The sequence below is a fragment of the Bradyrhizobium diazoefficiens genome, assembly GCF_016616235.1.
Lineage (GTDB): Bacteria > Pseudomonadota > Alphaproteobacteria > Rhizobiales > Xanthobacteraceae > Bradyrhizobium > Bradyrhizobium diazoefficiens_H.
Window position 1 is genome coordinate 626,556 of sequence record NZ_CP067100.1, and the last position, 23,089, is coordinate 649,644.

Here is a 23,089-nt window from a genome sequence, read left to right on the forward strand (position 1 = left end):
TGAGTTTATCCCTGGACGGGAAGCGGCTCCAAGCGCTCAAAAATAATCAAGGGGAGCTGCAAAGTTATGTGACTTATGACACACTTCGCCGGCGCGGTTTTACGCGATCCTGATGTTGATGGCTCCAAGCGATTTGCCAAAGAAATTCACAAGGACATCGAAATGAGCAAGCAGGCCGAATTTGCGGTCATCCTGAAGATGAATGCGATGTTCGCCGACCTCGGCGCGGACGAGCTGCAGCGATTGGCCAATCTCTGCCACACTCAGCATCTGGGCAATGGTGAGGTGCTGTTCCAGAAGGGCGATCCTGGCGACGCGCTGTTCGGCGTGCGCCGCGGTCAGGTCCGCATCGAGACCGGCGCCTCTGACGGCAGCCGGCTCACGCTGAATTTCATGGGGCCGGGCGATTTGTTCGGCGAGGTCGCGGTGCTGGACGGCCAGAGCCGCACTGCGGATGCGACCGCCGGCGAGGCCAGCGAGCTGTTCGTGCTGCGGCGCGAAGATTTCCTCGCTTTCCTCGAGCGAGAACCGAAGGTCGCGATCAAGATCATCGCGCTATTGTGCCACCGGATACGCTGGCAAAGCGAGCGCATGGAAGAATCCATGCTGCAGCCGCTGCCGGTGCGGCTGGCACGGCGACTCTGCGCGCTCGCCGCCGATTTCGGCTCCGAGGTGCACATCTCGCAGGAGCAGCTCGGCATCTTCGTCGGCGCCGCCCGCGAAAGCGTCAACCGCCAGCTTCAGGCCTGGCGCAAGGAGGCCATCCTCGATCTCCAGCGCGGCCGGATCTTGCTGAGGAACATGACCAAGCTGACCGCGATCGCGCGGAACGAGTAGGGAGGCGGCTAGGCCGCTTCCGGTACATAGTGCAATGTCAGCAGCTCAGATCGCAGGCACGGGGCGATGGCATATGGCCGCCCATCATCGTCGCTGAATTCGACGAGCACGGTTTTGTCGTCGAGGTCTTCGACGATGGTGCCGACATTCCCCCGAGCTAACCGGTGTTCCGGAAGGCTTGCGAGCAATGCAACAACGTCCAGTGCTCGAGGCGTCCGATCTTCCACGTTGTTCGCTGCACTCATCACAGCCCCCAACAGCTGACGAAGTTCGGCCGCTCGTCGCCGGCCAGTATGATCCATGCGTCTACTCCGCCGCCGGATGCACGATGTTCTTCGGCCCCGGCCGTGCTTCCGCGGGCGCGGCTTCCTGATGCCCCTTCGTCTCGGCATCCTCGCTGTGCACGATCAGCCGACTGCCGAAGCGCCAGATCAGCGCGCCCAAATCGTCCATCACCATGAACATCGCGGGCACGAACACCAGCGACAGGATGGTCGAGAAGATCAGGCCGCCGATCACCGCGAGCGCCATCGGCGAGCGGAATTCGCCGCCGGCGCCGACCGCAAGGGCGCTCGGCATCATGCCGGCGGCCATCGCGATCGTGGTCATCACGATCGGGCGGGCGCGCTTCATGCCGGCGTCGATCATGGCCTCGTCGCGCGGCTTGCCGCCGTTGATCGCCTCGATCGCGAATTCCACCAGCATGATCGCGTTCTTGGTGACGATGCCCATCAGCATCAGGATGCCGATCCAGACCGGCGTCGTCAGCTGCTTGCCGGTGACGAGCAGGGCCGCTATGGCGCCGCCGATCGAGAGCGGCAGCGAGAACAGGATGGTGATCGGCTGCAGGAAGGTGCCAAACAGCAGCACCAGCACCGCATAGACCATCATGAGGCCAGCCGTGATCGCGGTGGCAAAGCCGTCGGACAGCTCGTTCAGGCTTTCGGCGTCGCCGGAGGGTGAGACCTTCACGCCCTTCGGCAGGCTCTTCATCACTGGCAGGTCGTAGATCTTCTTGGTGGCATCGCCGAGCGCGGCGGAGCCGACGAGATCGGCGGCCACGGTGGCCTGCCGCTCGCGGTCGTAGCGGTTGATGCTGGTCGGACCCTGGTCGAGCTTGACGTCGGCGATGACCGAGAGCGGCACGCCGCCCTTCTCGCCGTGCTCGCCGAGCGGCACGCGCAATTGCTCCAGAGTCTTGAGATTGCCCCGGGCAGCATCTTCGAGCTGCACGCGGATCGGCACCAGGCGGTCGCCGACGTCGAACTTGGCAAGCGCGGGGCCGACGTCGCCGATGGTGGCGACGCGGATGGTCTGCGACAGGCTCTCGGTCGAGACGCCGAGGCGCGCGGCCAGATCGGCGCGCGGCTCGATGCGCAGTTCGGGGCGCTCCAGCGCGGTCTCCGAGATCACGTCGGAGATGGTTGGAATCCGCTTCATCTGCGTCGCAAGCTCGCTGGCGACGTTGTTGACGATGTTGGCGTCGACGCCGGTCACCACCAGCGAGATCGCACGCAAGCCGTTCTCGTCGAGGAACCAGAAGCGGATATCGGGAACGTTCTCCAGCTCCTGGCTGATCGAGAATTCGAGCTCTCGCTGCGTGATGTCGCGGCTGTCCTTGGGCGTGTAGTTGATGATCAGGGCGGCGCGCCGGACTTCCTGGGTCCCCGGCGGAACGCGGCCGCCGTCGACGAAGATGCTCTTCACCTCCGGCCGCTTGCGCAGCCGCGCGACGATGTCCTCGGTGACCTTCTCGGTGTAGGCGAGCTGGGTGCCCGGCGGCAGCTCGAGGGCAAGCAGCGAGCGCGCGCTGTCCTGCGCCGGCAGGAAGCCCTGCGGCAGCAGCGTGATGCTCCAGATCGAGGCGGCGAAGATGCCGAAGCCGATCAGCACCGTGATGAAATAGTGCTTCACCGACCACGACACGATGCCGTGATAGGTCCGCAGGATACGGCCAGGCGGCGGCTCTTCATGGGCATGATGCTTGAGGAAATAGGCCGCCAGCATCGGTGTCACGAAGCGCGCCGCGAGTAGCGAGAAGAACACTTGCACCGAGACGGTGATGCCGAACTGCTTGAAGAACTGTCCGGCGATGCCTGACATGAAGCTTGCGGGCGCAAAGATCGCGATGATGGTGAGCGAGATCGCGATCACGGCGAGGCCGATCTCGTCGGCGGCTTCCAGCGCGGCACGATAGGGCGATTTGCCCATGTTCATGTGCCGCACGATGTTCTCGATCTCGACGATGGCGTCGTCGACCAGAATACCGGTCGACAGCGTGATGGCGAGGAAGCTGACGAGGTTGAGCGAGAAGCCGAGGATGTCCATCGCCCAGAACGCCGGGAAGATCGACAGCGGCAACGAGATCGCGGCGATGATGGTGGCGCGCAGATCGCGCAGGAACAGGAGCACGATGACGACGGCGAGGATGGCGCCCTCGAACAGGGTCGAGATCGCGGCCTCGTAGTTGCCCTTGGTATATTCGACCGAGGTGTCGATCAGCTTGAGATCGACGTCGGGATAGGCGGCCTTCAACGCGTCGATGCGCTTCTGCACGGCTTCGGCGACCTTCACGTCGCTGGCGCCCTTGGAGCGCTTGATGCCGAGCGCGACGACCGGCTCGCCGTTGAAGCGGGCGAAGGTACGGCGGTCGGCGATGGTGTCGGTGACGGTACCGAGATCGTCGAGCCGGACCTCGCCGCCGCCGAACAGCGGGACCATTGTGCCGGCGAGGTCGCTCAGCGTCTTGGCGCCGGCCAGCGTGCGGATCGCCTGGTCGTTCTTGCCGATTTCGGCGCGGCCGCCGGCGACGTCGACATTGGTGCCGCGCAGGCTCTGGCTGACATTGACCGCGGTCAGCCCCATGGCCTGCAGCCGGTCGGGATCGAGCGAGACCAGGATCTCGCGCTCGACACCGCCGATGCGCTCGACCTGGGCGACGCCGCGCACGCCCTGCAGCGCGCGCTTGACCACGTCGTCGACGAAATAGGACAGCTGCTCCGGCGTCTTGCCGGGCGAGATCGCGGCATAGGTCACGATCGGCAGGCCGATGACGTCGACGCGCTGGATCAGCGGCTCGGTGACGTTTTGCGGCAGGTTAGAACGCACGCGCGTCACCGCGTCCTTGACGTCATTGAGCGCGCGGTCGGTGTTCGTCTCCAGCGCGAACTGGATGGTGGTCACCGACAAGCCGTCGGTGATCGAGGAGGTGATGTGCCGCACGCCCTCGACGCCGGAGACCGCGTCTTCGACCGTCTTGGTGACCTGGGATTCGAGTTCGGCGGGCGCGGCGCCGAACTGCGAGACCGCGACCGAGATCACGGGAATGTCGGCCGAGGGCAGCCGCGTGATCGCGAGCTTGGTGAAGGAGGTCCAGCCGAGGATCAGAAGGATGATCGAGAAGACCACCGACGGCAGCGGATTACGGATCGACCATGCCGAGATATTGAGAGCCATCAGCGTACCCGCGTGCGATCGAGTTCATCGGCGAACATGGTCTTGATCTGGTCGCCGTCATGCAGCGAAGAGCCGGCGTCGGCCACGACGATTTCGCCGACGTCGAGACCCTCCAGGATTTCCGTTTGGCTGTCGGATGTCAGCCCGACACGGACCCTGCGGGTCTCGACAATGTTGCCTTTGACCACCTGCACGGTGAGGTGGTCAATCGCCGTCTTGGGAACCGCGACGCCGCAGCTTCGCTTGGCATCGATGGAGGCGCGGGCGAACACGCCGACCTTCAGCGAAGGATTGTTGGTGACACTGATGCGGACGCGGCCGAGCTGGGTGGCGCGGTCGATCTCGGGCGCAACCAGCCGCACCCGGCCGATCAGATCGGGCGCGTCGTCGCGGCTGATGCGCACCGTCGCGCCGGAGCTGAGCTTGGGCATGTGCACGGCGGGGACTTGAGCGTCGAGCTCGATCTCGTTGTTGACGGCAATCCGGAACATCGGGCCAGCCTGCGGGGAAGCGGGCGCGCCGACGATGGTGCGGACCTCGGTGACGAGGCCCGGCGCCGGCGCCTTCAGCGAGACCGGGCCTTGCGGGCCGGGCCGTTGCGGCTGGCCCGGAATCTGCGGCGGCGCCGTCAGGCGCGCCAGTTCCTGATTGTCAGTGACGACAGTGCCTTCGGTGACGAAGAGGTCGGTGACCCTTGAGCCTTCCTGGTCGGCCACGACCACGGCTTCGCGGCGCGGCACGAAGAAGCCGGTCACCCGCACGAGGTCGGAGAAGCAGGCATTGGTCGACTTGGTCACGATGACCAGCGCCTCACCCGGCGTTTCCTTCGCCTCAGGCCGACGCCGATGCTCGAACAGATAATAGCCGGCACCGAGTACGACGACCAACAACACGGTTCCGGCGGGTTTGAGATATTCGGAGACGTTCATCGCCGGATTGTCCTGGCCTGGCTCACGGCCATCCGCACGAGGCCTATGAAGAGCGTTTCCCTGAAATAAAGCGGCGTCCCGCAAGGCTGCGGGACGCGCTTCGCAAGCAAGACTTTACACCACATCACGACGTGTCATTTCAACGGATTGCGTCGTGCTTACTTCGATGCGGTGGTCTTGTTTTCCATGTTGACGACCTGCACGCGGCGGTTGACCTCCGCAAGCGGTTGGCTCGGATCCTTCAGCTTGCTCTTGCCGTAGCCGACAGTGACGAGGTCGGCCGCCGATATGCCGTACTTCTCGATGAGGTAGCGCTTGATGGAGTCCGCGCGGCGCTCCGACAGATCCTGGTTGTAGGCCTCGCCGCCGGCGGCGTCGGTGTGGCCGGCCACCACGAAGGTCGATCCCTTCAGGTCGGGGCTGGTCAGCGCGCGGCCGAGCGCCTGCACGGAGGCAAGCGACTTATTGCTGATATTGGCCGAGTTGTAGTCGAACGTGATCTCGAGATCGATGTTCGGCTTGTCCTTGGCGGCGGACGCGATCTCCTCGCGCTCGGTCGACGACAGCGAGCGGGTGGCGCGGCCGCGCACGGACTGGATCAGCTTGGTCTCAGCCACATTCGGCGCGGGATCGGCCTGCGGGGCGATCGAGAGGCCGCGGGTCAGCGGCTTTGTCGGCGGCGGCGCCAGCGCGCGAACGATCTCGTCCTCGGTGACGTTCTTGCTGTTGCCGTCATCGCCGGCGAAAGCGGGTGCGGCCGGCAGCGACAGCGCAGCGCCGATCGCCATGACGGACAGGATCGCGGTAATTCCTTTTGCAGCAAATCTCATTGCCAGTCCCTCCTGCGCAGCCGACCTGCGCGTTCCAAAATTTCTTGCAATAAGCCCCCGGAAAGGCCGCTTGCGGCATCCGTCCTTTAGTCTTGCCTGGGCCGCCAGGGGTTCGAGACGTCGCGCGCCTCAGCGCAAAAAAATACTAGCGTACTCCGTAGCTTGCGAATTCCTGAACGATGTTCGGGTCCATCGCCTTGGCATTGGCGATATCGACCGCGCCGTCCTGCGCCGAGCCGTTGCGTTGCTTGGCGAGGCCGCGGCCGTAGAGCGAGGAGGTCAGGCGCGGGTTGATCCGCAGGGCCGCGTCGAAATCGGCGATGGCGTTCTTGACGGCTCCCGATTTGAGGTTGACGAGTCCGCGGCTGTCCAGCGCATCGACGAAGTTCGGCCGCAGCCGCAGCGCCTCGTTGCAATCCTTCAGCGCACCCTGGAGATCGCCGACCACGGTGCGGGTCCAGCAGCGGTTGTTGAGCGCCTCGACGTCCTTTGCGTTGATCCTCAGCGTGTCGTCAAAATCCTTGATGGCGAGATTATAGGCGCCCTTGCTGGCGTAGACCTGCCCGCGCCGGTACAGCGCATTCACGTCGTCAGGATTGGCCGCGATCTTGGCAGTGAGGCCCTTGATCGTCGGGTCCTCAGCCAGGGCGGCGGCGCTCGGCCCGCCATCGGGGCTCGGCGCCGGGGTGGTCTCGGCTGGCTTCACGGGCGGCTGCGGTGGCGGCAAAGCCGCCTCGACCTGCGGCTTTGGTGAGGGGGCCGGTGCGGGCGCGGGAGCAGAGGCCGGCGGCGCAGGTGCCGCAGCCGTATCGGCCGGCTTCGGCGGCGCGGGTGGTGCGGGCGGCGGGTTGTTGGCAACGACCGGCGGCGGGGGAGCCGGTGGTGTCGTCGTGGGGCGCGATCCAGCCGCTCCCGGAATGAACGAGAAATCCTCGGCCAATGAGGAGGATATCCACGGCACCTGTTCGCCGCGGGAGGCGCGGGTGACGCCCATCTTGGTGCGGTTCAGCGTCTCCTCGGCCATCAGGTCGGGGACGCGGATTTCCTTGAGCAGCTCCTGGACGAACAGGCTGTGCTCGCCACCGGCATCCGACACCACCGAGGCCAACGCCGCCGAATACATCACCAGCGTGCCGTTCGGCGCGATCACCGGGGTGAGGCCGGCCGAGAAGCTGCGGAACCGGCGCTCGAACGGGTTGCGCCTGGAGGCATCGATCAGCGCGATCTTGACGCCGGCGCCGCGGGTGTTGAGCTCGCCGAGCACCATCTCGAGGCTGAAGCCGTCGCGGCGCACGTCGGATTCGGTCCAGATCTGCGCGTCGACCGGCAGCAGGTAGCTCTGGCGCGCCGACTGGATGCCGAAACCGCTGAAGAACACCAGCGCCACCGAGCCGGGCTTGATCTTCCCGTACAGCTTGTCGAAAGCCCGGCGCATGGCGTCGCCGGTCAGGTTCTCGCCGACCTCAACGGAAAAACCGTCGCGCTTGAGCTCGTCGGCGACATCGCGCGCATCGTTGAGCGGTTCCTTCAGCGGGGCATCCGCATCCGGATATTTGGCGTTGCCGATGACCAGCGCAAAGCGGTCGCCGGCGGCCAGGGATGGCGCGGCCGGGACAAGCGAAATGAGGAGAGGCAGAACAAAAAGAAAGCGAATTTTCATAATCAGCGCGGTCCAGCCAAAAAGGCGCCGTTCCCAGCTTGCGCCGCGGCGACCTTAACTTACGCAATGTGCATTATCAAACCGGGGAGAGGGGGCGTCAACCGCTTGGAGATTCGGCGTAATCGCGACGATTGACCGCAACGCAAGGGCGCGCCGCAGGAAGAATGAACGGGCTGTCATGATTGCGGCTCGACGCGATCCGGTTTGACGTTTGCGGCAGCATGTTAGGGGAGCCATGTTAGGGCGGGCATGGCGACGAAAATGTGATGGGTCTCACATTGTAGGTGTGCCGTCACCGCAGCTTGCGGCGTTTGACCTTTCCTGCGGACAATGGCTTGGTGCGCGCGATCGTCCGGCAAGATCCAACTCAAGAAAAGCAAGACCATGGGAAACGCCTACGAAATCTACGCGCTGCGCTACGCGACGATGTCGCCGCGCACCCCCCACATGAATTTTTTGGCGCCCGACCCGCATGATAGCGCGGCGCAGGACCTCGACTATTTCGTCTGGCTGATCCGGGGGCAGGGTCGCGACATCCTGGTCGATACCGGCTTCAATGCCGAGGAGGCGAGCGCGCGGGCGCGCAAGCTGACGCTCAATCCGGTCGATGCGCTGGAGCGCTTCGGCGTCGCGGCATCTGCCATTCGCGACATTATCGTGACGCATCTGCATTACGACCACGCCGGCAATCTCGATCGCTTCCCAAACGCGCGCTTCCATCTCCAGGAGCGCGAGATGGCTTACGCGACGGGGCGCTGCATGTGCAACGGCCTGCTGCGACATCCGTTCTCGGTCGAGCACGTCACGCAGATGGTGCGCCACGTCTATGGCGAGCGTGTCACCTTCCATTCCGGTGACGGTGAGATCGCGCCAGGGATCACCGTGCACCGCGTCGGCGGCCATTCGGATGGCTTGCAGGTGGTCAAGGTCGAGACTGCGCGGGGCCCGGTTGTGCTGGCGTCCGACGCTGCGCATTACTACGCCAATCTCCAGCGCAGGAGCCCGTTTCCGATCGTCTACAATATCGGTGACATGGCGGCAGGCTGGGAGACGATTGAACGCCTCGCCGGTCATCCTGACAGGTTCATTCCCGGCCATGATCCGATCGTGACCGAGATCTATCCGCGCGCCAGCGACAAGGTCGAGGCCTGGGCGCTGCACCTGCCGCCGACAAGGTCGTTTGCGAAATGACAGGATAGCGTCATTCCGGGGCGCGCGTAGCGCGAACCCGGAATCCATTGCGCCACCGGTTACGTAGATGAATGGATTCCGGGTTCGCCGCTATCGCGGCGCCCCGGAATGACGGAAGAAGCTAATACGCCTGCTTGGCGTCGGCCTCTTCGCTGGTCTGGATCAAATCGAGGCTCTCCTCGATCTTGCCGAGCAGTGCCGAGAGCTGCTTGCGCTCCTGCGCGGAGAGGCAGGCGAGGATTTCGTCTTCCCGCCGCAGCAATTGCGGGAACAGCTCTTCGTAAAGTGCGCGGCCCTTCTTGGTCAGCTGCAGGCGGAACTCACGGCGATCGGCTTCGTTCTCGACCCGCTCGATCAGCCCCTCATTGAGCAGCGTAGTCACGGCGCGGCTGATGGTGGATTTGTGCGTGCGGGTGCATTGCGCGATGTATTGCGCGCTGCAGGCGTCAACGCGGAAGCCGAGCGTGGCGATCACGCGCCAGGCCGGAATGTCGAGGCCGTGACGCTCCTGATATTCGACCGCGAGCGCGCCGCTGACTTCCGCTGCAAGCCGGTTGAGGCGGAACGGCACGAATTTGAACAGATCGAGCCGTGCCTTTGGCCGCGGCGACGCCTCGTCGGCTTCCCGTGGCTTCAACGCGATGTCGCTGGATGTCCTCGCCAAGGAGAGCGCTCCGAATTTCAGTTGACGGCCGGCCGGCTCCGGTCCAAAATAGTTGCACGTGAGACTATCTAGCAGATTAGTCCTCTCCTGACCAGAGCCGAGGTTAGCGCATGGCGCAGGCCAATACGCAAAAGGCCAAAACCCAGTTCGGCTATCGCCGCCACCCCGACCAAGATCGCCCTGGCCAAAATCCGGCCGAGCATCCGGTGGTGGTTGTCGGCGCCGGCCCGATCGGCCTGTCGCTCGCCATTGATCTGGCCCAGCGCGGCCAGCGCGTCGTCCTTCTGGACGACGCCGACCGCATCGGCGAAGGCTCGCGCGCGATCTGCTTCTCGAAACGCTCGCTGGAATATTGGGACCGGCTCGGCGTCGCCGACCGCATGGTCGAGAAGGGCGTGGTGTGGAGCGTCGGCCGCATCTTTCACGGTGAATCCCAGCTCTATCAGTTCAACCTGCTGCCCGAGGACGGCCACAAGCGGCCGGCCTTCATCAACCTGCAGCAATATTATGCCGAAGCCTATTTGGTCGACCGCATCAGCGATCTGCCCGCGATCGATCTGCGCTGGCGCAACAAGGTGATCGCACTGGAGCAACGCAACGATTCCGTCGCGCTGACGATCGACACGCCCGAGGGCGCCTATCGCCTGCGTGCGCAATATGTCGTCGCTTGCGACGGGGCGCGCTCGTCGCTGCGGCAGATGGTCGGCGCCGAGTTTGCCGGACAGGTGTTCGAGGACCAGTTCCTGATCGCCGACGTCAAGATGACCGCGGAATTCCCGACCGAGCGCTGGTTCTGGTTCGATCCGCCGTTTCACGCCGGACGCTCGGCGCTGCTGCACCGCCAGCCCGACGATATCTGGCGCATCGATCTTCAGCTCAGCCGCGATGCCGATCCGGTCGTCGAGAAGAGGCCGGAGAACGTGCGGCCGCGGATCGCGCGCATGCTCGGTCACGACAAGTTCGAGTTCGAGTGGATCTCGCTGTACAAATTCCAGTGCCGGCGGATGGACCGCTTCATCCACGGCCGCGTGATCTTTGCCGGCGACTCCGCGCATCAGGTCTCGCCCTTTGGGGCGCGCGGCGCGAACTCGGGACTCGAGGATGCCGAAAATCTCTCCTGGAAACTCGAGCGCGTGCTGCGCGGGACGTCGCCCGCGAGCCTGCTCGAGAGCTACCACGTCGAGCGCAGCCTCGCGGCCGACGAGAACATCCGTGAATCCACCCGCTCGACCGATTTCATGGCGCCGAACTCGCATCAGGAGGCGCGGCTGCGCCAGGCGGTGCTGGCGCTGGCGAAGGAGACCGAGTTCGGCAAGCGCATGGTCAATGGCGGCCGGCTCTCGGTGCCGTGCAGCTACAACTCGCCGTTGTCGTCGCCTGATGCGGATGCCTGGCGCGGTGGCCCGTCTCCCGGCTGTTCCATGCTCGATGCGCCGGTTGCGACGCGTGCCGGCGAGCAGGCGTATTTAACCGATGCGTTCCGCAAGGGTGGAACGGACTTCACCTTGCTGTCGTTCAACAATGGCGCGGCCATCGACGCGCCCGGCGTCAAGGATATCCGTATCGGCGGCGAGGGCGGACTTGCCGATCCCTCGGGCCTGGTCGCAAAGCGCTACGATGCGCAGCCGGGCGCAGCCTACCTGCTCAGACCCGATGGCTATGTCGCGGCGCGCTTTCGCCATCCGACGCGCGAGGTGATCGCAGCCGCGTTGTCGCGGGCGCAAGGCTTGGATTGAGGTCTCTCATGCCGCTTTCAACCAGCTCGAACTTCACACGGCCGGACGACGCCTTTCGCGCCATCGTCGAGGCGCATCGCGGCCTCACCGACGAGCAGAGCGCCGATGTCGACGCGGCTCTGGTGCTGATCCTCGCCAACCATATCGGCGACATCGACGTGCTGCAGGAGGCGATCGGGCTGGCGAAGCGCCGCATGATCGACGGCCTGCAGCAGCAACAACAGCAACAACAATGACCCTATGATTGAAGGATGAACTGATGGCGAAGAACTTCGCGTCCACCGGCGATCTCTCCGAGAAGACAATCACCTTCTCCGAGATCGGCCCCGACCTCTATGCCTTCACCGCCGAGGGCGACCCGAACACCGCCATCATCGTCGGCGACGACGGTTGCCTGGTGTTCGACGCGCAATCGACGCCGGCGATGGCGAACAAGGTGATCGAGCGCGTGCGCACCGTCACAGACAAGCCGATCAAATATGTCGTGCTGTCGCATTATCATGCCGTGCGCGTGCTGGGTGCGTCCGCCTACAAGGCGCAAGGCATCGTCGCCTCGCAGGAGACCCATCGGCTGATCGCGGAGCGCGGTCAGCAGGATTGGGATTCCGAATATGGCCGCTTTCCACGCCTGTTCCAGGATGCGCAGAGTATCCCCGGCCTGACCTGGCCGACGCTGACTTTCGAAGGCGAGATGACGATCTATCTCGGCAAACGCGAGGTGCGGCTGATGCAGCTTGGCGCGGGCCACACCTCCGGCGACATCGTCGCCTGGGTGCCGGATGCGGAGGTGATGTTCTCCGGCGATCTCATCGAATATCACTCGGCCTGCTATTGCGGCGATGCGCATTTGCGCGAATGGCCGCTGACGCTGAACGAGATCCGCAACTTCAATCCGAAGGCGATCGCGCCCGGCCGCGGCGACGCGCTGAAGGGCGTTGGCACGGTGCGGGAGGCTATCGCGATGACGCGCGACTTCGTCACCTCGCTCTATGGCGCCGCCGAAATCTCGGTCGCCAAGGGCCGCACGCTGAAGGAATCGATGGCGGCGACGCGCCAGGTGATGGACCCGAAGTTTTCCAGCTTCGCCATCTACGAGCATTGCCTGCCGTTCAACGTGTCGCGCGCCTATGACGAGGCGTCGGGCATCGACGATCCCGTGATCTGGACCGACAAGCGCGACCAGGAAATGTGGGCGGCCTTGCAAGGAGGAGGATAGTCATGAACATCAATACCTCGCCTGATCAGATCGTCCGCAGTTCGGCCCAGGTCACGCCGGGCTACATGTCCGGCTTCGGCAACAGTTTTGAGACCGAGGCGCTGCCGGGCGCGCTGCCGATCGGGCGCAACTCGCCGCAGCGCTGCGCCTACGGCCTTTATGCCGAGCAGCTCTCGGGCTCGCCCTTCACCGCGCCGCGCGGCACCAATGAGCGCTCCTGGCTCTATCGCATCCGCCCCTCGGTGAAGCATTCCGGGCGCTTCGAGAAGGTCGATGCCGGGCTGTGGCGCTCGGCGCCGTGCCATGAATATGATCTGCCGATCGCGCAGCTGCGCTGGGATCCGGCGCCGATCCCGACGGAGGAGATCACGTTCCTCCAGGGCGTGCAGACCATGACGACCGCCGGCGATGTGAATACCCAGGCCGGTATGGCCGCGCATATCTATCTCATCACCAAGTCGATGGTGGACCAGCACTTCTACAATGCGGACGGCGAGCTGCTGTTCGTGCTTCAGCAGGGAGGCTTGCGCCTCGTCACCGAGTTCGGCCGCATCGATGCCGGGCCCGGCGAGATCGTGGTGATCCCGCGCGGCGTCAAGTTCCGCGTCGAGATTCCGGACGGTTCGGCCCGCGGCTATCTCTGCGAAAATTACGGCGGCGCCTTCACGCTGCCGGAGCGCGGCCCGATCGGCGCCAATTGCCTCGCCAACGCGCGCGACTTCCTCACGCCCGTAGCGAACTACGAGGACAAGGACGCGCCGACCGAGCTCTACGTGAAGTGGGGCGGATCGCTGTTCAAGACGAATTTGCCGCATTCGCCGATCGACGTGGTCGCCTGGCACGGCAATTACGCGCCGTACAAATATGATCTGCGCAGCTTCTCGCCGGTTGGCGCCATCAGCTTCGACCATCCCGATCCCTCGATCTTCACAGTGCTGACGTCGCCGTCGGAGACCGCGGGCACCGCCAATATCGATTTCGTCATCTTCCCCGAGCGCTGGATGGTCGCCGACAACACCTTCCGGCCGCCCTGGTACCACATGAACATCATGAGCGAGTTCATGGGCCTGATCTACGGCGTCTACGACGCCAAGCCGCAAGGGTTCGTGCCAGGCGGCATCAGTCTGCACAATTGCATGCTGCCGCACGGCCCCGATCGCGACGCCTTCGAGCACGCCAGCAATAGCGAGCTGAAGCCGGTGAAGCTCACCGGCACCATGGCCTTCATGTTCGAGACCCGCTACCCGCAGCGCGTCACCGCGCACGCCGCGAAGTCGCCGACGCTCCAGGACGATTACGCCGATTGCTGGAAGGGCCTGGAGAAACGCTTCGATCCGAACAGGCCGTAGTCTTGCTTACCCTCCCCTGGAGGGGGAGGGTCGCTACGCATGCAGCGAAGCGGAATGCGTAGCGGGGTGGGGTGACGGTCTCTCCGTAAGGGAACGCTGCCCGTGTTGAGAGATCACCCCACCCCGCCTCATATTTCGCTGCGCTCAATATGAGCCGACCCTCCCCCTCCAGGGGAGGGTTGCACCCTCACCGCTGCGCCACGGGAAACCAATGCCCCACCCCAACGACCCCAGCCTCCGCTCCTTCATCGACGTCGATCCTTCCTCCGACTTCCCGATCCAGAACCTGCCCTACGGCGTGTTCTCGACCGCGGCCAATCCGACGCCGCGGGTTGGCGTTGCGATCGGAAATTACGTGCTCGATCTCTGGGAGCTCGAGCAAGATTCGCGGCTCGATGTCGGGCCGCTCGGCGTGTTCTCCGGACCCTCGCTCAATGCGTTCATGGCGCTCGGGCCAAAGGTCTGGAGCAGGACGCGGGCGCGGATCAGCGAACTGTTGCGGCACGATCATCCGGAGCTGCGCGACAATGAGGAACTGCGCAGGCAGGCGCTGGTGCCGATGCGCGATGTCAGGCTGCATCTGCCGTTCGCGGTGTCCGGCTACACCGACTTCTATTCCTCGAAGGAGCACGCGACCAATGTCGGCGTCATGTTCCGCGGCAAGGACAATGCGCTGCAGCCGAACTGGCTGCATATGCCGATCGCCTATAACGGTCGCGCCTCCACCGTTGTGGTCTCCGGTACCCAGGTGAAGCGGCCGTGCGGGCAGCTGAAGCCGCCGAACGTGGACGTGCCGAGCTTTGCGCCCTGCAAGCGGCTCGATTTCGAGCTGGAGATGGGTGTGGTGATCGGCCAGCCCTCGCAGATGGGCGGCATGCTGACCGAGCAGCAGGCCGAAGAGATGATCTTCGGCTTCGTGCTGCTCAACGACTGGAGCGCGCGCGACATCCAGCAATGGGAGTACGTGCCCCTCGGCCCGTTCCTGGCAAAAGCATTCGCGACCTCGATCAGCCCGTGGGTGGTGACGCGCGAGGCGCTGGAGCCGTTCCGCCTGAAAGGGCCGGAGCAGGAGCCGGCGCCGCTCGATTATCTCAAGCAGGCCAAGCCGCAGAACTACGACGTCGAGCTCGACGTCTGCTTGCGCGCCGCCGGCGCCAATGCGCCTGCCAGCATCAGCCGTACCAATTTCAAATACATGTACTGGTCCTCGGTGCAGCAACTGATGCACCACGCCTCCTCCGGCTGCGCCATGAATGTCGGCGATCTCCTGGGGTCCGGCACCATCTCCGGCCCGGAGAAGAATCAGCGCGGCAGCCTCTTGGAGATCAGCTGGAACGGCACCGAGCCGGTCGAACTGCCTGGCGGCGCCAAGCGCTCGTTCCTGGAGGACGGCGATAGCCTCGTCATGCGCGGCTGGTGCCAGGGCAACGGCTATCGCGTCGGGTTTGGCGAGGTCGAGGGGACGATATTGGCGGCGGAGTAATTGATCTCCGTCGTTCCGGCATGGTCCATAGTTCGTAGTGGGCAAAGGCGCGCTCTTCGCGCGACGTGCCCACCATTGTTCTCCGCGGGTGTAGTCGCCATGGTGGGCACGCTACGCTTTGCCCACCCTACGAGACCTAGCGCTGCTCCGGCGGCACGTCGCGTATCCGCGCGCAATGCGCCGCGACGTCGTCCAGGCTGTGTTTCAAATGCACCCGCTTGTCCGACGGTGCCTGCTTGCTCGTGCACACGCCCGGGCGCCATTCCTGCGTCGGCCTGATCGGACGCGGGGCAAAGCCGCCGCCGCAGTTCGGGCAGACGTTGAAGAGCTTGGTCTCAACGCAGTCCGCGCAGAATGTGCATTCATAGGAGCAAATCCGCGCATCCGTCGCATCAGGCGGCAGGTCGCGGTCGCAATATTCGCAGTTCGGTCGAAGCTGGAGCGCCATAGCTGAGTCTCCGGGATCAACCGGGATCATCGCAGACCGTGCACGTCGCGCGAATGCCGTAGTTCCCTCGATTTCAGCCGGGCTTGATTTCCTCGAGCGGCAGCTTTGAGCTCTCCTTCAGCCGATCGAGCACGATGGATGAGCGTACATGCGCCACGCTCTGGTGCGGCATCAGGACGTCGTTGACCAGATTGGAGAGGCCCTTGAGGTCGCGCAGCACGGCCTTGAGCACGTAATCGGCATCGCCCGTCAGCGAATAGGCTTCCTGGATCTCGTCGATGCGGTTGAGGAGGGTGCGGAAGCGCTTGGAATTGTCCGGCGAATGGGTCGCGAGTGTCACCTGGATGAAGGCGATCACGCCGAAGCCGAGCGCCTCGCTGGAGAGATCGGCATGATAGCCTGATATCATCTTCTCCTCCTCTAGCCGCATCCGCCGGCGCGAGCATTGCGAGGCCGACAGGCCCGCGAGTTCGGCGAGCTGCTGGTTGGTGAGGCGGCCGTCGTCCTGGAGCGCGCCCAGGATCTTGAGGTCGAAGGCATCCACCGAAATCATGCGCCATTAGCCCATTTTATGCACGGATCGTGCATACGATAGCCAAAACATGTCCCATTTGCACGCTCTTTGCGCGTCCGATGAGGGATAGTTCATTGCAGCAGCCATTCGGGAGAACACCATGGGTCCGTTTCCACACGATGCACCGCCGGCCAGGATTAGCGCCGACAATCCGATGGGCACCGACGGGTTCGAGTTCGTCGAATATGCGCATCCCAATCCGCAGGAGCTGCACGCGCTGTTCAATCTAATGGGCTATGCGCCCGTCGCGCGCCATAGAACGAAGAAGATCACGGTCTATCGCCAGGGCGACATCAACTATCTCGTCAACGAGGAGCCCGGCACCCACGGCACGTCGTTCGTGGCCGCGCACGGCCCGTGCGCGCCGTCGATGGCATTCCGCGTGGTTGACGCCAAGGCGGCCTATGACCGCGCGATCGCGCTTGGCGCGGAGCCTGCCGATGTATCATCCGCGCAGAAGACGCTCGACGTACCCGCCATCAAGGGTATCGGCGGCAGCCTGCTTTATCTGGTCGATCGCTACGGCGCCAAGGGCTCGGCCTACGATGCCGAGTTCGAATGGCTCGGCGCGCGCGACCCGCGTCCCGTTGGCGCCGGCCTGTTCTATCTCGACCACCTCACCCACAACGTCCATCGCGGCCGCATGGACGTGTGGACGGGCTTCTACGAAAAGCTGTTCAACTTCCGCCAGATCCGGTTCTTCGACATCGAAGGTCGCGCCTCCGGCCTGTTCTCGCGGGCGCTGACCAGCCCGGATGGCAAGATCCGGATTCCGATCAATGAGGACGCCGGCGATTCCGGCCAGATCGAGGAATATCTGACGATCTATCGCGGCGAGGGCATCCAGCACATCGCCTGCGGCTGCCGCGACATCCATCAGACCATCGAACGCCTGCGCGCCGCTGGCTTGCCGTTCATGCCGCCACCGCCTGACACCTATTTCGAGCGGATCGACGCGCGCCTGCCCAGGCACGGCGAGGACGTCGCGCGGCTCAAGGCCAACGGCATTTTGATCGACGGCGAGGGCGTGGTCGATGGCGGCCAGACCAAAGTGCTGCTGCAGATCTTCTCGGCGAACGCGATCGGTCCGATCTTCTTCGAGTTCATCCAACGCAAGGGCGACGACGGCTTTGGCGAGGGCAACTTCAAGGCCCTGTTCGAATCGATCGAGGAAGATCAGATCCGGCGCGGGGTGTTGAAGGTGGATAACGCAGCGTAGCGATGGCTCGCGTTAGACCAGGCCTGTCGCCACATCGTCGGTGTCGTCCCGGACAAGCGTAGCGCAGATCCGGGACGCATACCGCGGAATCTATCGATTGAGATCGGCAGAAGTACCGAACCGCACATCTTCGCCAAACCACTTCCCTGTGGTTATGTGTCCCGGCGTTCGCCGGGACGACAGCGGAGTTAGACGCGACAGCTAGCGTCTAACGCCCCTTCCACGCAGCCATCACCGCCCCGATCTCTGCCGCTTCCGGCTCGCGCGCCGCCGACGGCGTGCGCGAGAAGCGCGGCGCCGGCGCCGGCTGCTTCACGCCGTGGCGCTCGATGAAGACGTTGCGGGCGACCATATGCGGGTGCTCGGTCGCTTCCGACATGGTCAGCACGGGGGCGAAGCAGATGTCGGTGCCCTCCATGATCTTGCACCAGTCCTCGCGCGTCTTGCTCTTGAACACGGCCTTTAGCTTCTCCTTCAGCACGGGCCAGGCCTTCGGGTCCATCTGCGCGTCGAAGTCCGCGTCGGTGAGGCCCGCATGCTCGCGCAGCAGCGCGTAGAACTGCGGCTCAATCGAACCGATCGAAACGAAATGGCCGCAGGCGCATTCATAGACGCCGTAGAAGTGCGCGCCGCCATCCAGAAAATTCCGGTCGCGGCCTTCGGTCCAGCGGCCGAGCGTCTTCATGTCGAAGAAGAACGACATCAGCGAGGCCGCGCCGTCGCACATCGCGGCGTCGACGACCTGGCCCTTGCCCGACTTCTGCGCTTCCAGGAGCGCGGCGAGCACGCCGACGACGAGATAGAGCGCGCCGCCGCCGAAATCGCCGACCAGGTTGAGCGGCGGCACCGGCGCCTCCTTCGTTCCGATCGCGGCGAGCGCGCCGGTGATGGAGATGTAGTTGATGTCGTGACCGGCGGCATTGGCGAGCGGGCCGTCCTGGCCCCAGCCGGTCATGCGGCCGTAAACCAGCTTCGGGTTGCGCGGGAGCACGACATCAGGGCCGAGCCCGAGCCGCTCCATCACGCCGGGACGAAAACCTTCGACCAGCGCATCGGCATTTGCGAGCAGGTCGAGCACCTCCGCGATCGCCGCCTTGTCCTTGAGGTCCAGCTCGATCACCTTGCGGCCGCGGCCGGCCACCGACTTCATGCCCTTCTTCGCGCCAATGCGATCGAGCGTGACGACCTCGGCGCCCATGTCGGCCAGCATCATGCAGGCGAACGGGCCGGGTCCGATACCGGCGAACTCGACGATGCGAAAACCCGAGAGCGGGCCGGAGGTGCGGACGGACGAGCCTTCTGATTTTTCTTGGGCTGATTTATTGAGCACGTTGTTGTTTCCTCGGGTCGGGGCAGATTGCCGATGGTCCGGCAATCGCCTCGGACGTTCCTCTGCGAGCGAGTTAATTGGCTGATTAACTTTTCTCGCCTTCACGCCAGCGAGGCAAGCGCTTTCCACGCATGGGCGCATAATAAAAGCGGCGCGCATTTCTGCGCGCCGCGGAAAATTTGCGCCCAGGCGCTAGGACCCGATCGTCACCCCGCGGCCGCCACCGCGCGCTGCGCCATCACCTTGACAAGGTTGGCGCGGTACTCCGCCGTGCCATGGATGTCGGCCAGCAATCCATTCGCGGAAATGCTGACGCTATCGAGTGCCGACGGCGACCAGTTCGCCTTCAGCGCGGATTCGATCGCGGGCACCCGCATCACGCCGCTCTGGGAGGCTCCGGTCGCGGCCACCCGGACCTCGCCCGATTTGGTCTGCGCGACGAACACGCCGGTCAACGCAAATCGCGAGGCCGGATGCCGCATCTTCTCGTAACCTGCCTTCGCCGGAACCGGGAACGACACGGCGGTGATGATCTCGCCGTCTTCGAGGGCCGTGGTGAAGAGGCCCTGGAAGAAGTCCTCCGCCGCGATCGATCGCTTGTTGGTCTTCACGGTGGCGCCGAGCGCGAGCAGCGCGGCCGGAAAATCGGCGGCGGGATCGTTGTTGGCGATCGAGCCGCCGATCGTGCCGCGATAGCGCACCGCGGGATCGCCGAGCACCGAGGTGAGATATGCAATCGCGGGGATCGCCTGCTTCACGTCGGCATTCGTCATGATGTCGTAATAGGTCGTGGCGGCCTTGATGGTCAGCACGTCGCCTGCGAGCTCGACGCCCTGCAGCTCCTTGATCCTGCCGAGGTCGATCACGTCGGACGGGCTCGCGAGCCGCTGCTTCATCACCGGGAGCAGCGTCTGGCCGCCTGCGAGGAATTTGGCTTCGCTGCTCTTGCCAAACAGACTGGCGGCCTCGTCGACCGAGGAGGCGCGATGATAAGTGGTCTGATACATGTGCTTGCTCCTCTTTAGGCCGCGTGGATCGTGCGCCACACCCGATCCGGGGTTGCGGGCATTTCCAGATTGTTCTTGCCGATCGCATCCGTGATCGCGTTGATCACGGCCGCTGACGCCCCAATCGCGCCGGCCTCACCGCAACCCTTGATGCCGAGCGGATTGCCCGGGCACAGCGTCGTGGTGTGGGAGAGGTTGAACGAGGGGAGATCGTCGGCGCGCGGCATGGAGTAATCCATGAACGAGGCCGTGACCGGCTGGCCGTTGGCATCGTAGATGGCGTGCTCGAGCAGCGCCTGCCCGATCCCTTGCGCGAGGCCGCCATGGACCTGGCCCTCGACGATCATCGGGTTGATCAGCCGGCCGAAATCGTCGGCCGCGACGAAGTTGACGAAGCTCGTCTTGCCGGTGCCGGGATCGACCTCGAGCTCGCAGATGTAAGCGCCGGCCGGGAAGGTGAAGTTGGTCGGATCGTAGAAGGCGCTTTCCTTCAGGCCCGGCTCCATCCCGTCAGGCAGATTGTGTGCGGTGTAGGCCGCGAGCGCCACCATCGGGAAGGCGATCGCCTTGTCGGTGCCCGTCACCTTGAACTCGCCGTTCTCGATGACGATGTCGGCTTCCGAGGCCTCGAGCGCATGCGCGGCGATCTTCTTGGCCTTGGACTCCATCTTCTCCATCGCCTTCAGGATCGCGGTGAGGCCGACGGCCGCCGAGCGCGAGCCGTAGGTGCCCATGCCGAACTGCACCTTGTCGGTGTCGCCGTGAACGATCGAGACCTGGCTGATGGGAACGCCGAGGCGGTCGGCGACGAGCTGGCAGAACGTGGTCTCATGGCCCTGGCCGTGGCTGTGCGAGCCCGTGAGGATCTCGATGGTGCCGACCGGATTGACGCGCACCTCGGCCGATTCCCAGAGGCCGACGCCGGCGCCCAGACTGCCGACCGCCTTGGACGGCGCGATGCCGCAGGCCTCGATGTAGCAGGACACGCCGATGCCGCGCAGCTTGCCGTCGGCTTTCGCTTTGGCCTTGCGCCCGGGGAAGCCGGCATAGTCGATCGCCTTCATCGCGGCATCGAGCGAGGCGTTAAAGTCGCCGGTGTCATAGGCCATGATCACAGGCGTCTGGTGCGGGAATTCTGTGATGAAGTTGTTCCTGCGCAACTGGGCCGGATCGACGTTCAGCTGCCGCGCCGCCGTCTCCATGAGACGTTCGATCAGGTAGCTCGCCTCCGGGCGGCCCGCGCCGCGATAGGCGTCGACCGGCGTGGTGTTGGTGTAGACGCCGATCACCTCGGCATGGATCGCCGGGATGTTGTACTGGCCCGACAGCAGCGTCGCGTAGAGATAGGTCGGCACCGAGGACGAGAACAGCGACATGTAGGCGCCGAAATTGGCGTAGGTCTTCACCTTGAGGCCGGTGATCTTGTTGTTGGCGTCGAACGCCATTTCGGCATGGGTGACGTGGTCACGGCCATGCGCGTCGGTGAGGAAGGCCTCGGTGCGGTCGCCGGTCCATTTCACGGGACGGCCGACCTTCTTCGAGGCCCACAGCGCCACCATCTCTTCCGGATAGATGAAGATTTTCGAGCCGAAGCCGCCGCCGACGTCGGGCGCGATCACGCGCAGCTTGTGCTCGGGGGCGATGTTGTAGAACGCCGACAGCACGAGGCGGGCGACGTGCGGGTTCTGCGAGGTCGTATAGAGAGTGAAGTGCTCTTCGGCGGCGTCGTAGTCGGCGATCGCCGCGCGCGGCTCCATTGCGTTCGGGGCGAGGCGGTTGTTGGTGACGTCGAGCTTGACGACATTGGCGGCCTTGGCGAAGGCGGCATCGGTCGCGCCCTCGTCGCCGAGCACCCAGTCATAGACCTGGTTGCCGGGCGCTTCGGGGTGAAGCTGCGGCGCGCCGGACTTGATCGCGGCCTGGATGTCGGCAACCGCCGGCAGTTCTTCATAATCGACGACCACGGCTTCGGCCGCGTCGCGCGCTAGATTCTTGCTCTCGGCGATCACGACCGCGACGGCTTGACCGACGAAGCGCACCGTTTCCGGCGCCATCGCCGGCCATGCGCCCATCTTCATCGGGCTGCCGTCCTTGGAGGTGATGGCCCAGCCGCAGATGAGGTTGCCGACCTTGTCGTCGACGAGTTGTTGCCCGGTGAGCACCGCGACCACGCCCGGCATGTTCAGCGCGGCGGAAGAGTCGATCTTCTTCACCTTGGCGTGCGCGTGCGGGCTGCGGATGAAATGGGCATGGGTCATGCCCGTCAGCTTGATGTCGTCGACGTAGCGGCCCTTGCCGGTAATGAAACGCTTGTCTTCCTTGCGCACGACGCGCGCGCCGATACCCTCAACACCCATGTCTGGTCCTCCCGACCGGAAATTTCTTTGACCGCGCTTTCCCTCGAAAGCAGCAGCGGTGGTTCTTGTTCGAGGCGGGCCGCTTACTCGGCCGCCTGCGAGACCTTCATGCGGCCGGCTGCATCCAGCACGGCCTTGACGATGTTATGGTAGCCGGTGCAGCGGCAGATATTGCCTTCGAGCTCTTGGCGGACCGTGGTCTCGTCAAGCTGGCCACGATGCCGGCGCACGATGTCGATCGCCGACATGATCATGCCCGGCGTGCAATAGCCGCACTGGAGGCCATGATTGTCGCGGAACGCGGCCTGCATCGGGTGCAGCTCGTCCCCCTTGGCAATGCCTTCGATCGTGGTGACGTTGGCGCCGTCGGCCTGGCCTGCCAGCATGGTGCAGGATTTCACGGCCCGGCCGTCCATGTGCACGACGCAGGCGCCGCACTGGCTGGTGTCGCAGCCGACATGGGTTCCGGTGAGGTTGAGGTGATCGCGCAGTAGCTGGACCAGCAGCGTGCGATCCTCGACGTCGACAGCAACGGCTTTGCCGTTCACTGTCAGTTTGACTGTAGACACGGTGAAGTCCTCCCGGGGTGATTTTGATTGTTTCTAATTAGAGACAGCGCCTCCGGACTTTGCAACTAGGATTTTGGTCGCTCCGGTCATGGAAAAGTCATCGATCCTGCCGCGGGCGCAATGACTTGTGCGCGCGGGTCGGGGCATTTCCCCGGCCGGACCGGCCCAGAGGTGTGGGATGCCAGCCGTCATCTGATCCGGTCGGCTCCTGGCTGACGAAGCCCGGCATTGCGC

Annotated in this window: 20 protein-coding genes; 8 read left to right on the top strand and 12 right to left on the bottom strand. The window is 64.5% G+C overall.

What is annotated here, in order from left to right:
* Nucleotides 1-162: 162 nt before the first annotated feature.
* A complete protein-coding gene (locus JJB99_RS02925; protein ID WP_200497312.1) occupies nucleotides 163-837 on the top strand; it encodes a Crp/Fnr family transcriptional regulator in 675 nt (224 codons plus the stop codon).
* Between the two features lie 8 nt (nucleotides 838-845).
* Here the strand turns inward: JJB99_RS02925 and JJB99_RS02930 are convergent, their stop codons facing one another.
* From JJB99_RS02930 to JJB99_RS02950, 5 genes are all read right to left on the bottom strand, one after another.
* Nucleotides 846-1,139 carry a DUF4926 domain-containing protein gene (locus tag JJB99_RS02930; protein WP_200497313.1) on the bottom strand — a complete coding sequence of 98 codons (294 nt, stop codon included), beginning with the start codon at nucleotides 1,137-1,139 and terminating at the stop codon, nucleotides 846-848.
* A 4-nt stretch (nucleotides 1,140-1,143) separates the two neighbouring features.
* The gene (locus tag JJB99_RS02935; RefSeq protein ID WP_200497314.1) at nucleotides 1,144-4,293 is read right to left on the bottom strand and encodes an efflux RND transporter permease subunit; all 3,150 of its coding nucleotides are present in this window, start codon (nucleotides 4,291-4,293) and stop codon (nucleotides 1,144-1,146) included.
* Nucleotides 4,293-5,222, bottom strand: coding sequence for an efflux RND transporter periplasmic adaptor subunit (locus JJB99_RS02940; protein ID WP_200497315.1), 930 nt, complete (start codon nucleotides 5,220-5,222; stop codon nucleotides 4,293-4,295). The genes JJB99_RS02935 and JJB99_RS02940 overlap by 1 nt, the downstream gene beginning before the upstream one ends.
* 158 nt (nucleotides 5,223-5,380) lie before the next feature.
* Entirely contained in the window at nucleotides 5,381-6,052 is a 672-nt protein-coding gene (locus JJB99_RS02945; RefSeq protein WP_200497316.1) for an OmpA family protein, read from the bottom strand.
* A 145-nt stretch (nucleotides 6,053-6,197) separates the two neighbouring features.
* Nucleotides 6,198-7,712, bottom strand: coding sequence for a caspase family protein (locus tag JJB99_RS02950; RefSeq protein ID WP_200497317.1), 1,515 nt, complete (start codon nucleotides 7,710-7,712; stop codon nucleotides 6,198-6,200).
* A gap of 384 nt (nucleotides 7,713-8,096) precedes the next feature.
* On the opposite strand from JJB99_RS02950, the gene JJB99_RS02955 reads away from it, so the two are divergent.
* Nucleotides 8,097-8,903: an N-acyl homoserine lactonase family protein gene (locus JJB99_RS02955; RefSeq protein ID WP_200497318.1), complete on the top strand. Its 807-nt coding sequence runs from the start codon at nucleotides 8,097-8,099 to the stop codon at nucleotides 8,901-8,903.
* Nucleotides 8,904-9,024: 121 nt separating this feature from the next.
* Here JJB99_RS02955 and JJB99_RS02960 read toward each other — a convergent pair whose 3' ends face one another.
* Nucleotides 9,025-9,567, bottom strand: coding sequence for a MarR family winged helix-turn-helix transcriptional regulator (locus JJB99_RS02960; RefSeq protein ID WP_200497319.1), 543 nt, complete (start codon nucleotides 9,565-9,567; stop codon nucleotides 9,025-9,027).
* A gap of 110 nt (nucleotides 9,568-9,677) precedes the next feature.
* Here JJB99_RS02960 and JJB99_RS02965 point away from each other — a divergent pair, with 110 nt between their 5' ends.
* The 5 genes from JJB99_RS02965 (at nucleotide 9,678) to fahA (ending at nucleotide 15,351) form a co-directional block, all read left to right on the top strand.
* Nucleotides 9,678-11,303 (top strand): FAD-dependent oxidoreductase, encoded by a 1,626-nt coding sequence (locus JJB99_RS02965; protein WP_200497320.1) that lies wholly within the window; start codon nucleotides 9,678-9,680, stop codon nucleotides 11,301-11,303.
* Nucleotides 11,304-11,311: 8 nt separating this feature from the next.
* The gene (locus tag JJB99_RS02970) at nucleotides 11,312-11,539 is read left to right on the top strand and encodes a DUF2783 domain-containing protein (RefSeq protein WP_200497321.1); all 228 of its coding nucleotides are present in this window, start codon (nucleotides 11,312-11,314) and stop codon (nucleotides 11,537-11,539) included.
* A gap of 23 nt (nucleotides 11,540-11,562) precedes the next feature.
* The gene (locus JJB99_RS02975; protein ID WP_200497322.1) at nucleotides 11,563-12,519 is read left to right on the top strand and encodes an MBL fold metallo-hydrolase; all 957 of its coding nucleotides are present in this window, start codon (nucleotides 11,563-11,565) and stop codon (nucleotides 12,517-12,519) included.
* A 2-nt stretch (nucleotides 12,520-12,521) separates the two neighbouring features.
* Complete coding sequence (gene hmgA / locus JJB99_RS02980; protein WP_200497323.1) at nucleotides 12,522-13,868, top strand: homogentisate 1,2-dioxygenase; 1,347 nt, start codon at nucleotides 12,522-12,524, stop codon at nucleotides 13,866-13,868.
* A 211-nt stretch (nucleotides 13,869-14,079) separates the two neighbouring features.
* Entirely contained in the window at nucleotides 14,080-15,351 is a 1,272-nt protein-coding gene (gene fahA, locus JJB99_RS02985) for a fumarylacetoacetase (RefSeq protein WP_200497324.1), read from the top strand.
* Nucleotides 15,352-15,487: 136 nt separating this feature from the next.
* On the opposite strand, the gene JJB99_RS02990 is transcribed toward fahA, so the two are convergent.
* Complete coding sequence (locus tag JJB99_RS02990) at nucleotides 15,488-15,799, bottom strand: DUF1272 domain-containing protein (protein WP_200497325.1); 312 nt, start codon at nucleotides 15,797-15,799, stop codon at nucleotides 15,488-15,490.
* Between the two features lie 73 nt (nucleotides 15,800-15,872).
* Nucleotides 15,873-16,352: an Lrp/AsnC family transcriptional regulator gene (locus tag JJB99_RS02995; RefSeq protein ID WP_200497326.1), complete on the bottom strand. Its 480-nt coding sequence runs from the start codon at nucleotides 16,350-16,352 to the stop codon at nucleotides 15,873-15,875.
* A gap of 121 nt (nucleotides 16,353-16,473) precedes the next feature.
* Between JJB99_RS02995 and hppD the strand changes: the two genes are divergently transcribed.
* Nucleotides 16,474-17,592 (top strand): 4-hydroxyphenylpyruvate dioxygenase, encoded by a 1,119-nt coding sequence (gene hppD, locus JJB99_RS03000; RefSeq protein ID WP_200497327.1) that lies wholly within the window; start codon nucleotides 16,474-16,476, stop codon nucleotides 17,590-17,592.
* Nucleotides 17,593-17,800: 208 nt separating this feature from the next.
* On the opposite strand, the gene JJB99_RS03005 is transcribed toward hppD, so the two are convergent.
* The 4 genes from JJB99_RS03005 to JJB99_RS03020 form a co-directional block, all read right to left on the bottom strand.
* On the bottom strand, nucleotides 17,801-18,922 hold the full coding sequence (locus JJB99_RS03005; protein ID WP_200497328.1) for a CaiB/BaiF CoA transferase family protein: 1,122 nt from the start codon (nucleotides 18,920-18,922) through the stop codon (nucleotides 17,801-17,803).
* Nucleotides 18,923-19,128: 206 nt separating this feature from the next.
* A complete protein-coding gene (locus tag JJB99_RS03010) occupies nucleotides 19,129-19,929 on the bottom strand; it encodes an FAD binding domain-containing protein (RefSeq protein ID WP_200497329.1) in 801 nt (266 codons plus the stop codon).
* A 14-nt stretch (nucleotides 19,930-19,943) separates the two neighbouring features.
* Complete coding sequence (locus JJB99_RS03015; RefSeq protein WP_200497330.1) at nucleotides 19,944-22,286, bottom strand: xanthine dehydrogenase family protein molybdopterin-binding subunit; 2,343 nt, start codon at nucleotides 22,284-22,286, stop codon at nucleotides 19,944-19,946.
* Between the two features lie 83 nt (nucleotides 22,287-22,369).
* Nucleotides 22,370-22,855 carry a (2Fe-2S)-binding protein gene (locus tag JJB99_RS03020; protein WP_200497331.1) on the bottom strand — a complete coding sequence of 162 codons (486 nt, stop codon included), beginning with the start codon at nucleotides 22,853-22,855 and terminating at the stop codon, nucleotides 22,370-22,372.
* Nucleotides 22,856-23,089: the final 234 nt, after the last annotated feature.